This is a genomic window from Loktanella salsilacus (assembly GCF_024206795.1).
Lineage (GTDB): Bacteria > Pseudomonadota > Alphaproteobacteria > Rhodobacterales > Rhodobacteraceae > Loktanella > Loktanella salsilacus.
On the sequence record NZ_CP072994.1, the window covers coordinates 2152392 to 2165246 of the forward strand.

Below are 12855 nucleotides of genomic sequence, written 5' to 3' on the forward strand. Positions count from 1 at the left end.
ACTTGACGGCTGGGTTTGGAACGATTCAGCTATGCCTATGATCCGCCCCGGCTTTCTTTCCTCAGCAGACCGCCTCGAGCTTGAGGCTTGCGTGCGTTGCCAGCGCGAGGACCACGGCATTGCCCGCCGGGCAAATGCGATCCTGCTGCTCGACGACGGGGAAAGCTGTGCTCGGATCGCAAAGTTTCTCTACTTAGACGACGATACCATCCGGGGCTGGCATAAAACCTACCTGCAAGATGGTTGGGATGCGCTTGCCTACGACGGCTGGAAAGGCGGTCAGTCCCGTATGACACAGGCACAGGAGGTTGCTTTATGCGCCTGGCTGGAAGCACGCTTCTGTCGCTCGACGGTCGAGATCAGGGCCCATGTCGCAGCTGAGTGCGGTCTGAACTATTCCCATTCTGGCTGCATTAAACTTCTGGCCCGACTGGGCTTTGAATACCGCAAGCCCAAGCCCCTGCCGCGCGTGGCATCCGTGGAAAAACAGGCCGCTTTCATCGCATTCTACGACCGCCTGATGCGTGAGTTACCAGCGGATGAAGCCGTCTACTTCGCCGATGCGGTGCATCCGGAATACCAGACCAAGCCTGCGTTTGGCTGGGTGAAGGTAGGATCAAATCCAGCGGTTCTCAGCACGGCAGGGCGCGGTCGTGTGAATATTCATGGGGCTGTGAACCTTGAAACCTTCGATGCACCCTTTGTCGAGCCCACAACCGTTGATGGCGTCAGTGCAGCACAGCTTCTGACCAAGATCGAAGTGCGCAACCCTGACAAGCGCATCATTCATGTCATCTGGGACAACGCGGCCTACCACAAAGGGCCCGATGTCAGAGCCTTCCTCGCCAGGGCAGCTTGCCGTATCCATCTGATCCAGCTGCCGCCTTACTGCCCTCATCTCAATCCCATTGAGCGGCTTTGGGCCGTCTTGCATCAATACGTTACCCACAATCGCTACTACCCAAGTCAAAAGCAGTTCGCCGACGCCATCCTTGCATTCATGCGTGAAACCATCCCGCAGGAATGGACGAAGTTCCGCGACAAGGTCTCAGACAACTTCCGCGTCATAACCTACGAAAACTTTCGGGTTTTGAAGTAGTGGCGGTATACTCATCGGTGTATGTCATGACGTGCCGCCCTATCTGACAGCGGAACGCCATGAGAAAATGAACCCGATGAGAAAAACTTGTGTCCGCCCTGCCATGTCCTGCCTTGCGCTGACGGTATCTCTGGTTGCTGGTCCGGCCTTTGCCGACGATTCCACCGAAATACGACTGCCGCTTGGCTCTGTCCTGATGACGCGGACGTCCGTGAACGATGATCTGACACTCGCCACCGATGTGGACACGCTGACATTTCAAAGCGCCTATTTTCCAGAGGTAGAAGCCCTGTCGGGCAATTCGTTTTTGATCTTTCTGGCAACAGGCGAACACGACTGCGCCGGATACTATATCTGGGGCACACTCGAAGACACCGGCCTGCGCGCTTCCCCCCAGTTCGGCAACTGCTCTGACAGAGGTGAAGTCCTGCGCACCGCCAAAGGATTGATGCTGGTCATGCCTGGACCAAAAGGGTCCGGTGCCGTGAGTTACTTCCTCAACAAGGATGGAACCGTTACCGAAAACAACCAGGGCCTGGAAGTCGATGGGATCGTCGATCCGTTTTAAGGTAGTCAAAACTCTCGGATCAGATCAAATGTCTACAACGCTCGCACAGTGGACATGGCTGCTAGCCGCAGAAAAGGGTCGGCTCTCCGAACTCCAGAGCTCGGTGCTGACTGAGGTGAAGCTTCGGAACGAGCCCAAGCTTACTGACTACGCCTGCCCAGATAGATTTTATATCGTCGGACTACTCTCTTCTTTGATGGGGTCTGCTGTCGAGTATCATCACTTCGATAGACTTCAGGTGTGCCTCCATTGCTCTTAGGGCAGCGGCAGGATCGCCAGCCTCGATCGCATCTACGATTTTGCTATGTTGATCGCTGTGAATTGTCTGGAATTCATTGGGTGCAATGCGCCGATAGGTGCGATCCCATTCACGTTGCCACACAACGCGTCTGCGGGCACCCGAAAGGTAGATAAGGAAGCCGACTAGAACAGGATTGCGCGACGTTTCAGCGATAGCCCGGTGAAACGCGTCATCGGCTTGCTCACACTCTGATCTGTCTCGGGCTGCGCGTCCGCCCGCCACTTTGCTGCGAAGTTTTATGACGTCCGATTTATCAGCATGTTGGGCTGCCTCGGCCGCGACTTGCGGTTCCAGTATAAGACGCGAGCGCATCAAATCCGGGGGCGTGGCTCCTTCCACAAGAAGCGTCTCTTTGACCGGCATGTGCCGTGGTCGGCGGCCCCGAAAAGTGCCTTGCCCCACATGCCGCCAAAGGCTGCCTTCTGCCTCTAGGATATCATAGCAGCCCCGGAGCGTTTCGCGGCTGCACCCCAGCGATTTCGACAACTCCCGCTCAGACGGCAATCGGTCTCCACCGACAGGGGCGACACTCTCAAGGGCAAAGCGTAGCTCTGGAAGAACGGTTTTTATACTTTTCGTCACGGCATCATTCTTAGACCAATTTGCAGACCACTATATGAGCTGAAAGAGACGATGTCATCCGAAAGCAAGAGGCGAAATGAATATTACCGATCAAAACCAATGGCCGGTGCCACAACCCTTTTCAGGGATGAAGAAATTAATGCTCAGGTCATTAGCAGCTCCCAAAACGCAAGCCTTATTGTGACGAGAAAAGTTACCGGCATATCTCGATCGAAGCGCCTCAATAACGGTTCAGTTTATCAACTCGCAGCACCTCAGCCTTCGGCGCATATGTCCGCGGCGCTGCCGAACACAGTTGCGTAGTAACCAGTGCGTGATGCGCCTTTCTGGTGATCGATTCCGCAACTCTTCTGTATCTAAAACCTCAAATGGAAAGCTCCATAATGTTAGAAATTTCAATTCTTGCGCTCGCCGGCTTGGCCGCAGGGCTTTTGAACGCCGTGGCTGGTGGCGGAACATTTATCAGTTTTCCAGCACTGATTTACGTCGGCGTGCCGCCTATTAGCGCCAGTGCAACGGCGACTTTGGCAGCGCTACCGGGTTATTTAACCAGCGCGTGGGGCTTTCGCCATGATATGCAGGCCGAAGGCGCGCTTTCACTTATCGTCATCGTTTTCATGGGCGTTATTGGCAGCATCATTGGTGCTTTGCTTCTGATTGTTACGCCAGGTGATACTTTCTTGTGGGTTGTGCCATGGCTTTTGCTACTTGCTACCATCCTGTTTGCCTTGGGGCCGTTCATTTTGCGGCATTTACGACAAAGAGGGGCGGGAAAGGTCGGAGCCGTCGGTTCGGCTTTTGCCATTGTGACGGTGTCGATCTATGGGGGCTATTTCAACGGCGGGCTTGGAATTATGCTGCTCGCGACCTTTGGTTTTATTGGATACGTAAATCTACACGGCATGAACGGACTGAAAAGCGTCCTTTCGGCCGTAGTCTCGCTCGTCTCTGCGTTGGCTTTTATCAGCGCAGGTTTGATTGAATGGGAACAGGCTTTGATCATGGCGGTGAGTTCGGCGGTTGGCGGGTATCTTGGCGCTAGATTGACCCGCCGCATCGTGCGAACCGACCTGTTGCGCTATTTTGTGACCTGTATTGGAGCGACAATGGCCTTAGTGTTCTTCTTGCGTTGAACAATCTTGGCGCAGTCGTGACACTGCGGTATTCCAAGGCACAGAGGCACTTTGAAAAGCTATTTTAGGCTTTCGCGCGCCAAGGGATGTAGCTTGGATCACATTCCAACGCCTTCGCAAGTGCCGGCATGCGATCGAGCGGCAGCTTGGTTGAGCCTGACTCTAACATCGAAAGCACGTTGGCGTTTACGAAGCCCGCTTCGGCCTCGATATCGATTTGCGACTTCGGTCGAAGTTGCAGCCGTTAAAGCCAATCATGGACTGAACCGAAAGGTCATTAAGTCGAAAATCCCATGTTTTTCAAGATATCGTTGAACCTGATACTATAGTTTTAGCTATTCAGCAGTCCATCCACCATCGATCATGACTGCTGAACCAGTTGTCATAGCTGAGGCGTCCGAGGCTAGAAACACTGCCGCGCCAACAATATCCTGAACCTGCCCCAACCGCCCTAACTTGATCTTCCCAAGGGTTTCTTTGCGAAAGTCTGGGTCTTGGAAATAGGGCGCTGTCAAAGGTGTTTCGATAAAGGTCGGGCAGATCGTGTTGACACGGATATTATTTGGACCCAGCTCGATCGCCAGTGCTTTCGAGAAACCTTCGATCGCCCATTTGGAGGCACAATAAATGCTGCGCTTGGCGGCACCGATATGCCCCATTTGCGAGGACATGTTGATGATCGACCCGCCTGCCCCGCGCTGCACCATGCCGCGGGCCACAGTTTGCGCAGCAAATACAGCGGCCCGTAGGTTCAATCCGATAATGAGATCGAAATCCTCCTCCGTCACGTCCTCCAATAAGGCTGGGCGGTTTGTCCCGGCATTGTTTACAAAGATGTCGAAAGGCTCTCTTTCCGCAAGTCGCGACTTGAAGAGCTGCGTGTCTGTCACATCCAGCAGCAGCGCGTCAGCTTGGCCGCCGCACGCCAGTATAGTAGCAACAACCTCGTCAATTTCAGTCTCGGACCGCGCACAAAGAGTTACATGCGCGCCGGCAGAAGCCAATGCTTCTGCCACGCCTCGCCCGATACCGCGGCCAGCACCTGTAACCAGTGCGCGACGGCCCGATAGGTCAAAATTCGCTGCCATCATTTTGCCGCACCACCGTAGGCAATATTTTGGCCTCCATATCGCCGCACCCTGATATTCGCCTGCTCTGCATGTCCGACAAAGCCTTCTAGCAGGCAAAGCCGCGAGCAATAGGCTCCAATCTGCGCCGCCGCTGCATCGGTCGTGATGCGCTGGTAGCTGTGCGTCTTGAGAAACTTTCCGACCCACAGCCCGCCGGTGTATCGACCTGCTTTCTTCGTTGGTAGCGTATGGTTGGTGCCAATCACCTTGTCGCCGTTGGCAACATTTGTGCGGGGGCCAAGAAATAATGCCCCGTAGCTCGTCATATTTTCCAAATACCAGTCGTCACGGTCGGTCATCACTTGCACATGTTCGCTGGCAATGTCGTTGGCGACGGCGAGCATCTCGTCATGGCTGTCGCAAAGGATAACTTCGCCATAGTCGCGCCAGCTGACAGAGGCTGTTTCGGCCGTCGGCAGGATCGTCAGCAACCTATCAATCTCGGCTATGGTTGCCGCTGCTAGTTTTTGCGAGTTTGTGACCAAAATTGCTGGCGAATTATAACCATGCTCCGCTTGTCCAAGTAGATCCGTCGCACAAATTTCTGCATCTACGGTATCGTCCGCAATGACCATTGTTTCAGTGGGTCCGGCAAATAGGTCAATTCCAACGCGTCCGAACAACTGGCGCTTAGCCTCGGCCACGAAAGCGTTACCAGGGCCGACCAGCATGTGGACAGGCTCAATTGTCTCGGTTCCCAGCGCCATCGCACCGATCGCTTGGATGCCTCCCAAAACATGGATTTCGTGTGCGCCACCTAGGTGAATCGCGGCAATGACGGCAGGATTAGGTAGCCCCTTAAAAGGAGGTGTGCAGGCCACGATGCGCGGAACACCTGCGACTGCCGCCGTTAGCACCGACATATGGGCAGAGGCTACCATCGGGAATTTGCCGCCCGGAACATAGCATCCGACGGATTGCACGGGGATCGTTTTGTGGCCAAGGATCACACCAGGCAGCGTCTCGACCTCGATATCCTGCATCGACGCCCTCTGGGCCTGTGCAAAGCGCCTGACTTGATCCTGAGCAAACTTGATATCGTCCAGCTCTTGCGGGGTCAGCTGCGCGATTAGTGAGTTGATCTGGGCTGTAGTCAGGCGAAAGCTATCTGGGGCATAATTGTCAAATTTTTGACTCAACTCGCGCACCGCGACATCACCGCGCACTTCGATGTCTTTTAAGATATCTTCGACGGTTGCACGGGTGAGGCTATCATCCTGCCCACGTTCTTCGGTCGACTTGCCACGCTTGAGGTAAGTGATTGTCATGTTATAATCCTATCCTAACATACCAGTATCGCCGCAAACCGATATGGCCTGCCCTGAAATTGTCCGAGCCCGCGCACTGGCCAGATAAACAACCTGATCGGCCAGCTGCTCCGGCGTGACGTATTCCTTGATTGATGTCCGAGCGAAGGCATCGCGCTCCGCTTCTTCGAAACTAACGCCTTGGGCGTTTGCACGCGCCTCTAACACTCGGCGTTGTCGATCGCCCGCAACTAGGCCGGGCAGCAGCGCATTTACGCGAATGCCATCATCGCCTAGCTCCATCGCCATCGACTTCGTAAGGCCGATCACGCCCCACTTTGCCGCTGCATAAGGGCTGCGGAGTTTAAACCCGAGGCGCCCCGCCAGCGACGAAACGTTGATGATCGACGCATTGGCGCTTTTTCGCAGATGCGGAACTGCGCATCCAATCGTAGTGAATTGACTAATTAGACAAATGTTCAGGCACTCCTGCACAGCATCTAAGAGGATATCCTCAATCCGCCCGGTCGGTCCGGCAATCCCTGCATTGTTGACGAGGCAATCCAGTCCACCCAAGGCCTGCACTGCGTCATCCATGAAGGTTCCGAGGGCGACAGCATCCGAGACATCGACGGCGCGGTGAAAGACACCGTCAGGCAGACTGTCCAGCCCGGACACATCAATATCGCAGGTCGCTACATGTGCTCCTTCGGCCATAAAACCTTCGACGATAGCGCGGCCTATGCCGCCTGCTCCCGCTGTCACGATAACGCGGGCATTTGTTAGAGAAAGATCCATGATGATTTGTCCTATTTTCCAGTAAAGACCAGCGACAGCCACGGCACGAAACTGATGATCATCAGATCGGCCATCAGAATCAGCACGAAAGGAACCACCGATCGCGCAATCCGTGGAATGCTGGTTTTTGCAATATTTGAAGCGATGAACAGGTTCAGTCCGACTGGCGGTGTGAACATGCCCATTGCTAAGTTGACGATCATGATCACGCCAAAGTGGACCGGATCAAACCCAAAGCTGAGCGCGATTGGCAATAGGATTGGCGTAAAGATCAGAATGGCCGCAGCAGCCTCGAGGAACATACCAACAATCAAAAGCAGGACGTTTACGAGGATGATAAACAACCACGGACTATCAATTGCACCGACCACTAAGTTCGAGATGACAGTCGGCACCTGCAGGGACAGAATGACCCGTCCATAAAGCCCAGCGGCTGCGATGATCGATAAAATCACGGCAGAGGTGACTGCACTGTCGCGCAAGATAACCGGAATTTCCTTAAAGGGCAGTTCTCGGTAAATTACGACGCCTACGACCAGCGAGTAAACAACGGCAACGACAGCAGCCTCTGTCGGGGTGACAACACCGCCATAAATTCCGCCCAGAATCAATGTTGGCATAAGAAGTGCAAGCAGCGCCGACCACCCTGCACGCAGAATGCGGCTAAGGTTGGCGGGCTCTTCTGGAAGAGTTGTTTGGCTACGGGCGTGATACCAAGCGTAAATGAGCAGAGAAAGAACGACAATAAAGCCCGGCAGGAACCCAGCTGCGAACATGTCACCGACCGACTGGTTCGCCGAGATGGCGTAGAGGATCAGGGGGATGCTAGGAGGGATAATGACACCCAACGCACCCGCTGCCGCTTGGTTAGCCGCAGCGTATGATGCGCTGTAGCCCTGTGCGATCATGGCAGGGATTAAAATGGCACCAACGGCCGCAGTTGTCGCCGCACCAGAGCCCGAGATCGCAGCGAAGAAAGCGGAAGTGACGATTGCCACCATCGCCAAACCACCCGTGGTGCTACCAACAAGGGTCTTAGAAAAATCCACCAAACGACGAGAGATGCCACCCGCCTGCATCAGATTTCCTGCTAAGATAAAGAACGGAATAGCGAGCAGCGGGAAGGAGTTCATCGAGCGGATCATTTCTTGCGGGACGATCAGCAGAGGCATGATATTGCCCTGCCAGATTGTAACGACAGCAGCTAATCCAAGAGCAAAGGTGACAGGGACGCCAAGCAACAAAAGAAACAACAGGAGGCCGAATAATAGCGCAATCATCGTGTAACCTCTTCCCCGGCGAAGTCCGCGGCGACAATCCCGATAGCGTTTACGAGTATCAGCGCCGCCCCCGCTGGCATTGAGGCATAAAGCCACCCCATCGAAACCCGCGTGCTGGGTGCCGTCTGACTTGCGACCCGTTCCGTAATCGCCCAGCCCTGTGTCAACAGAACATAGGCAAATATGCAGGATGCTATTGCGACTGTCAGGCGTAAGACTCGGCTAAGAACAGGACCGGACATGATCGTCAGTAGGTCGACCGCGATCAACGAGCCATAGCGGTAGGCATAAGCCGCACCCAGCATCGCCATCCAGACCATGGAAAAACGCGACACCTCCTCGGAAAAGCTAAGCGAGTTGCCCATGACGTAGCGAGCAAAAACCTGCCAGCTGATGAGAACGGACATGACCATTATCATTGCTGCGAGCAGCCAGCCAACTAGCCAATTCACCCAGTCGACGCCGCGAACGATCGTGCGCAGTGCGTTTTGCATCTGCGACCTCCTGCATTTATTATTCGTTGGCAAGGTGCGATGAAAGAGAAACCATCGCTTCCCTTTCACCATCCATGTCTTAGTTTTCAGACGGGAAGTTCATCGCGGCATCGACAAGATCTGCGCCGACAGTTTCTTTCCACTTTTCGATCACCGGCTGAACCGCGGCACGGAAAGGCTCAAGATCAGGTTTAGTGATCTCCATGCCTAGCGTTTCCAACTCTCCCACAAGACTAGCTTCCATGTCCTGCGACGCCTGACGCTGCACCGGCGTCGCAAGTGCGGCTGCTTCCAAAATGATCGCTTGATCTTCGGCGGACATACTTTCGAAAAGCTGCGCCCCAACCATCAGGGGGGCCGGAGAATAGACATGTTGAGTCATCGCCAGATAATCCTGCACGTCGTAGAACTTAACATCGTAGATCGTCGGAATTGGGTTTTCTTGGCTTTCCATCACCCCCTGCTGCAAGGCAGTAAAGACCTCAGTCCAGGCCATTGGTGCTGCATCGGTGCCAAGGGCTGTCCACGTATCAACCTGCACGCTGCTTTCTTGGGTGCGATGCTTGATACCGTTTAAATCGGACAGCTCAGTGATTGGCCGGACGCTGTTCGTCTCGTTGCGGAACCCGTTTTCCATCCATGCGATTATCTTTACGCCTGCCGCATCCTGCAGCGTCTGCGCCATGGCAGCACCATTCTCACTGTCTAGGAAGCCATAGGCCTGTGCGTGATCCTTGAAGATGTAGGGCAAATCGAACAACAGGAACGGCTCGGCAAAGCCGCCCATTGGCCCGGTCGAGGTGATACCCATGTCGATCAGACCAAAGCCGATTCCTTCGACCACCTCACGCTCTGCACCAAGTGCGTTGTCGTAATGAGGTCGAATCGTGAGGCGACCTTCCGAAAGGCGATCGAGCTCTTCACCGAACTTGAGGACACCGACCGCTTGATGAGATTCAGCGCCTAATGGCAGGCTGACATCGAATACCCGCGTCTGTTGGGCCAGCACCGTTGTGCTTAGCAATCCAGCCAACATCGTGACCCCTGCGAATGTGAATTTCTGCATCATGTTTGGACCTCCCAATCCTAAAATATTTTCGACGGACCTCGTCCATACCCGCCAAACTGTGATCTCAGTTGAAGCTAGTGCGACGAATGACACTGCGTCAATACAAATATTTTTCTGATTTTTATGGACATTATCTCATCGAGATGCGATTTTCATATAAACCGTGATCGCAGTTCAGGGAGGAATATGATGGATCGCACTGCCGAACGCGACAGCAGGTCGAGGCTTGGCCCGCTGGCCTTGACCGATGGGACAACCGCGCAAGCGCAGGTCTATCTGCGCCTGCGTGAAGCGCTTATCAGCGGCATCTTTCGTCCGGGCGAGGAGATCAGCCTACGCCGAACCGCCGCTGCTCTAGGCACAAGCGTCACCCCAGTGCGTGAGGCGTTGCGGCAATTAGAAAGCGACGGCGGACTAGAGGTTTTTGGCGGCAACCGCGTCTTGCGCGTTCCAATCCTGACAGCAGATCAACTTGCCGATATCCGGGATATCCGGCTGCAGCTTGAAGGTTTTGCGGCCGCCCAGGCCATCGAAGGTATCGGTCCGGCGCAGATCCGGCTGATTGCAAACGCCAGCGCAATCATGCAGCGAGCGGCAGATGCGGGCGACGCGGATCTTTATCTAGAGAGCAACTGGCGCTTCCACGCGCTGATTTACAGAGCTGCCAATCGACCCATCTTGATGAGCACCATCGAAGGAATGTGGTTGCGCGTCGGCCCACTTATCCGCCTCGCCGTCACTGCACCGTTTCATTTCGAGCGATCCATGGAAAGTCACCGAGCCGCTGAGGCGGCGCTTCAAGCCCGCGATGCCGACGCTCTCCAGGCCGCGATCATGCGCGACATTTCCGATGCAGCATCTGATCTTGAGCTTACGCTAACTGCGTCCTCTGACCTCCCCACCAGCATGTCCGCTCTCACCTAGGAACTCGTTATCATGTCACAAACAGTCGCCATAATCGGATGCGGTCTTATTGGACGCGCTTGGACCATCGTGTTCGCACGGGCAGGATTAAACGTCAGCATTTGGGATGCCAGCCCGTCCGTTTTGGAAAACGCGATGGACGCACTCCACGCAACCTGCATTGAGGCCGGCGAAGACCCGGCCATATTGTCTTGCATTACAACAGCCTCCGACATGCAAGCCGCACTTGAAGGAGTGGACTGGGTGCAAGAGAATGGACCCGAGCAACTGGCAATCAAGCAGCAGATCTACGCTGATCTTGATCGATTAGCCCCCCCCGAAGCTATTTTGGCATCATCCAGCTCTGCTCTCGTAGCTTCTCAATTTGCCTCAGAGCTGAAAGGGCGCTCGCGCATCCTTGTTGCGCACCCAGTGAACCCACCACACGTGATCCCCGTTGTCGAACTTTGTCCGTCGCCCGACACCGCGGCCGACGTCATGGACCGGGCCGAGGCGCTAATGCGTAACATCGGACAAGTGCCTGTGCGCCTCAGCCAAGAAATCGACGGCTTTGTTCTAAATCGCCTGCAGGCTGTCCTGTTGGCTGAGGCCCTGTCGCTTGTCGCGCAGGGCATCGTTACGCCACAAGGCCTGGACGATACCATAGCACATGGCCTGGGCCGCAGATGGACGCTGATGGGGCCCCTCGCCACGATCAACCTGAACGCCCCTGGTGGTATCGCCGATTATCTGGATCGCTACGGGCCGACGATGGCGCGTCTGAGCGATTCGGCTGCTCGGGGCGAAGCGTTTGCAGCTGAGACGGCGCAATCGATTGCCGCCACCCTACCATCTCCGGATCAGGTGCCGACCCTAAGCCGTCAACGCGACGAGCGACTGGCAGCCCTATCTCGCTTTCTTACATCTACATCACAGGACAAATAGCATGACTACTAAAGGCAAAGTTATCATCACTTGCGCCGTCACGGGCGCGATCCACACCCCGTCCATGTCGCCGCATTTGCCGGTGACGGCCTCCGAAATTGCCGATGCTGCCATCGGCGCGGCCGAAGCGGGTGCCGCCGTCGTCCACCTGCACGCCCGCGATCCTCACGATGGCCGCCCTGACCAGACACCGGAAGCCTTTGCGCCTTTTCTGCAGGTCATCAAGCAGCGATCAGATTGCGTGGTAAACATCACGACTGGCGGCGCACCAACAATGAGCATTCAGGAGCGGGTCCGCCCGGCGCAGACTTGGGCGCCTGAGCTTGCTTCATTGAATATGGGCTCTATGAACTTCGGCCTCTTTCCGATGCTCGCTCGTTTCGACGCTCAGTTGAAGCACCAGTGGGAACGCGACTATCTGGGCAACAAAGGAATCCTGTTCCGCAACACCTTTGAGGACATCGAACACATCCTAACAACGCTGTCGCCGCAAGGCACCCGGTTCGAATTCGAATGCTACGACACAGCGCATCTCTACAACTTGAAATACTTCCACGACGCGGGGCTCGTTAAAGGTCCACTGTTCATTCAAACAGTCTTTGGCCTCATGGGAGGGATCGGTGCCCACTACGACGACGTCATGCATATGAAGCGCACAGCCGACCGCCTGTTTGGGGATCAGTATTGCTGGTCAGTTTTGGGGGCTGGCAAGAACCAGATGAACATTGCCGCAATATCGGCAGCCCTCGGCGGCCATGTTCGCGTTGGGCTGGAGGATTCGCTATGGGCAGGCCGAGGCAAGCTGGCAGAAAGCAACGCCCAACAAGTATTGGCAGCCCGCCAGATCATCGAAGGCCTTGGCCTAGAAGTTGCCACGCCTAGCGAAGCGCGGGAAATTCTCGCTTTGAAAGGTGCGGACGCAGTAGGTTTCTAGGGCAAGGACCTGATTATTGTTTTGCAACCGAACCCCAAGCTACTGATCTCCTCCAACTGGCTTGGGGACACAAACATTAAATGGCCTGCTGCGATCACTGGATATGAATGAACTACGGCGTCATCTCGACCGCAGGCATGATTGCTCCATGGCCCGTCTTCATGAAGATCGGGTGTAAGGGGCTTTGTTGATGGCATGGTTCGGATGGGAAGAATTGTTCACCCCCACGTTGCGGCACCCCGAGGCATCCCCATCAGCATGCGCACCCCCTTCTAGGACATCGTTACGGATGACGAGCCATTCCTCCCAATTAGTTGCTACGGTGTCCCGCACACCAATTACCGAAGTGATGAAGCTGGACGAGATGTCAGG

14 protein-coding genes and 1 pseudogene are annotated in these 12855 nt (G+C 55.2%); 6 read left to right on the forward strand and 9 right to left on the reverse strand.

Features of this window, described 5'->3' with window-relative positions:
• Positions 1 to 31 precede the first annotated feature (31 nt).
• Both KBW81_RS10465 and KBW81_RS10470 read left to right on the forward strand, forming a co-directional pair.
• A complete protein-coding gene (locus tag KBW81_RS10465; protein WP_254247130.1) occupies positions 32 to 1099 on the forward strand; it encodes an IS630 family transposase in 1068 nt (355 codons plus the stop codon).
• A gap of 76 nt (positions 1100 to 1175) precedes the next feature.
• Positions 1176 to 1667, forward strand: coding sequence for a hypothetical protein (locus KBW81_RS10470; RefSeq protein WP_254247131.1), 492 nt, complete (start codon positions 1176 to 1178; stop codon positions 1665 to 1667).
• A gap of 181 nt (positions 1668 to 1848) precedes the next feature.
• On the opposite strand, the gene KBW81_RS10475 is transcribed toward KBW81_RS10470, so the two are convergent.
• Both KBW81_RS10475 and KBW81_RS10480 read right to left on the reverse strand, forming a co-directional pair.
• Positions 1849 to 2331 carry a FadR/GntR family transcriptional regulator gene (locus KBW81_RS10475; RefSeq protein WP_254249045.1) on the reverse strand — a complete coding sequence of 161 codons (483 nt, stop codon included), beginning with the start codon at positions 2329 to 2331 and terminating at the stop codon, positions 1849 to 1851.
• A gap of 81 nt (positions 2332 to 2412) precedes the next feature.
• Positions 2413 to 2550: pseudogene (locus KBW81_RS10480) on the reverse strand (GntR family transcriptional regulator); the annotation flags it as partial.
• A gap of 383 nt (positions 2551 to 2933) precedes the next feature.
• On the opposite strand from KBW81_RS10480, the gene KBW81_RS10485 reads away from it, so the two are divergent.
• Positions 2934 to 3683: a sulfite exporter TauE/SafE family protein gene (locus KBW81_RS10485; protein ID WP_254247132.1), complete on the forward strand. Its 750-nt coding sequence runs from the start codon at positions 2934 to 2936 to the stop codon at positions 3681 to 3683.
• A gap of 64 nt (positions 3684 to 3747) precedes the next feature.
• Here the strand turns inward: KBW81_RS10485 and KBW81_RS10490 are convergent, their stop codons facing one another.
• The 7 genes from KBW81_RS10490 to KBW81_RS10520 all read right to left on the reverse strand — a co-directional run bounded on the left by KBW81_RS10490 (position 3748) and on the right by KBW81_RS10520 (position 9701).
• Positions 3748 to 3852 carry a hypothetical protein gene (locus KBW81_RS10490; RefSeq protein ID WP_254247133.1) on the reverse strand — a complete coding sequence of 35 codons (105 nt, stop codon included), beginning with the start codon at positions 3850 to 3852 and terminating at the stop codon, positions 3748 to 3750.
• A 166-nt stretch (positions 3853 to 4018) separates the two neighbouring features.
• On the reverse strand, positions 4019 to 4771 hold the full coding sequence (locus KBW81_RS10495; RefSeq protein ID WP_254249046.1) for an SDR family NAD(P)-dependent oxidoreductase: 753 nt from the start codon (positions 4769 to 4771) through the stop codon (positions 4019 to 4021).
• Positions 4771 to 6081: a histidinol dehydrogenase gene (hisD, locus tag KBW81_RS10500; protein ID WP_254247134.1), complete on the reverse strand. Its 1311-nt coding sequence runs from the start codon at positions 6079 to 6081 to the stop codon at positions 4771 to 4773. Before hisD ends, KBW81_RS10495 begins: the two co-directional genes overlap by 1 nt.
• Before the next feature lie 9 nt (positions 6082 to 6090).
• Positions 6091 to 6858 (reverse strand): SDR family oxidoreductase, encoded by a 768-nt coding sequence (locus tag KBW81_RS10505; RefSeq protein WP_254247135.1) that lies wholly within the window; start codon positions 6856 to 6858, stop codon positions 6091 to 6093.
• An 11-nt stretch (positions 6859 to 6869) separates the two neighbouring features.
• Positions 6870 to 8138 (reverse strand): TRAP transporter large permease, encoded by a 1269-nt coding sequence (locus KBW81_RS10510; RefSeq protein WP_254247136.1) that lies wholly within the window; start codon positions 8136 to 8138, stop codon positions 6870 to 6872.
• Positions 8135 to 8632, reverse strand: coding sequence for a TRAP transporter small permease (locus tag KBW81_RS10515; RefSeq protein ID WP_254247137.1), 498 nt, complete (start codon positions 8630 to 8632; stop codon positions 8135 to 8137). The genes KBW81_RS10510 and KBW81_RS10515 overlap by 4 nt, the downstream gene beginning before the upstream one ends.
• A gap of 79 nt (positions 8633 to 8711) precedes the next feature.
• Complete coding sequence (locus KBW81_RS10520) at positions 8712 to 9701, reverse strand: DctP family TRAP transporter solute-binding subunit (protein WP_254247138.1); 990 nt, start codon at positions 9699 to 9701, stop codon at positions 8712 to 8714.
• A 186-nt stretch (positions 9702 to 9887) separates the two neighbouring features.
• Here KBW81_RS10520 and KBW81_RS10525 point away from each other — a divergent pair, with 186 nt between their 5' ends.
• Genes KBW81_RS10525 through KBW81_RS10535 form a run of 3 tightly spaced genes read left to right on the forward strand, consistent with a single transcriptional unit; the run spans position 9888 to position 12483 of the window.
• A complete protein-coding gene (locus tag KBW81_RS10525) occupies positions 9888 to 10625 on the forward strand; it encodes a GntR family transcriptional regulator (RefSeq protein ID WP_254247139.1) in 738 nt (245 codons plus the stop codon).
• 12 nt (positions 10626 to 10637) lie between these two features.
• Complete coding sequence (locus tag KBW81_RS10530) at positions 10638 to 11549, forward strand: 3-hydroxyacyl-CoA dehydrogenase (protein ID WP_254247140.1); 912 nt, start codon at positions 10638 to 10640, stop codon at positions 11547 to 11549.
• A gap of 1 nt (position 11550) precedes the next feature.
• The gene (locus KBW81_RS10535) at positions 11551 to 12483 is read left to right on the forward strand and encodes a beta-keto acid cleavage family enzyme (RefSeq protein ID WP_254247141.1); all 933 of its coding nucleotides are present in this window, start codon (positions 11551 to 11553) and stop codon (positions 12481 to 12483) included.
• Positions 12484 to 12855: the final 372 nt, after the last annotated feature.

Excerpts from the sequence above, each read along its gene's own strand:
- KBW81_RS10520 (WP_254247138.1), bottom strand. The coding sequence starts at position 9,701 with ATGATGCAGAAATTCACATTCGCAGGGGTCACGATGTTGGCTGGATTG.
- KBW81_RS10475 (WP_254249045.1), bottom strand. The coding sequence starts at position 2,331 with ATGCCGGTCAAAGAGACGCTTCTTGTGGAAGGAGCCACGCCCCCGGAT.
- KBW81_RS10535 (WP_254247141.1), top strand. The coding sequence starts at position 11,551 with ATGACTACTAAAGGCAAAGTTATCATCACTTGCGCCGTCACGGGCGCG.
- hisD (WP_254247134.1), bottom strand. The coding sequence starts at position 6,081 with ATGACAATCACTTACCTCAAGCGTGGCAAGTCGACCGAAGAACGTGGG.
- KBW81_RS10505 (WP_254247135.1), bottom strand. The coding sequence starts at position 6,858 with ATGGATCTTTCTCTAACAAATGCCCGCGTTATCGTGACAGCGGGAGCA.
- KBW81_RS10490 (WP_254247133.1), bottom strand. The coding sequence starts at position 3,852 with ATGTTAGAGTCAGGCTCAACCAAGCTGCCGCTCGATCGCATGCCGGCA.
- KBW81_RS10515 (WP_254247137.1), bottom strand. The coding sequence starts at position 8,632 with ATGCAAAACGCACTGCGCACGATCGTTCGCGGCGTCGACTGGGTGAAT.
- KBW81_RS10530 (WP_254247140.1), top strand. The coding sequence starts at position 10,638 with ATGTCACAAACAGTCGCCATAATCGGATGCGGTCTTATTGGACGCGCT.
- KBW81_RS10510 (WP_254247136.1), bottom strand. The coding sequence starts at position 8,138 with ATGATTGCGCTATTATTCGGCCTCCTGTTGTTTCTTTTGTTGCTTGGC.
- KBW81_RS10485 (WP_254247132.1), top strand. The coding sequence starts at position 2,934 with ATGTTAGAAATTTCAATTCTTGCGCTCGCCGGCTTGGCCGCAGGGCTT.
- KBW81_RS10465 (WP_254247130.1), top strand. The coding sequence starts at position 32 with ATGCCTATGATCCGCCCCGGCTTTCTTTCCTCAGCAGACCGCCTCGAG.
- KBW81_RS10495 (WP_254249046.1), bottom strand. The coding sequence starts at position 4,771 with ATGGCAGCGAATTTTGACCTATCGGGCCGTCGCGCACTGGTTACAGGT.
- KBW81_RS10525 (WP_254247139.1), top strand. The coding sequence starts at position 9,888 with ATGATGGATCGCACTGCCGAACGCGACAGCAGGTCGAGGCTTGGCCCG.
- KBW81_RS10470 (WP_254247131.1), top strand. The coding sequence starts at position 1,176 with ATGAGAAAAACTTGTGTCCGCCCTGCCATGTCCTGCCTTGCGCTGACG.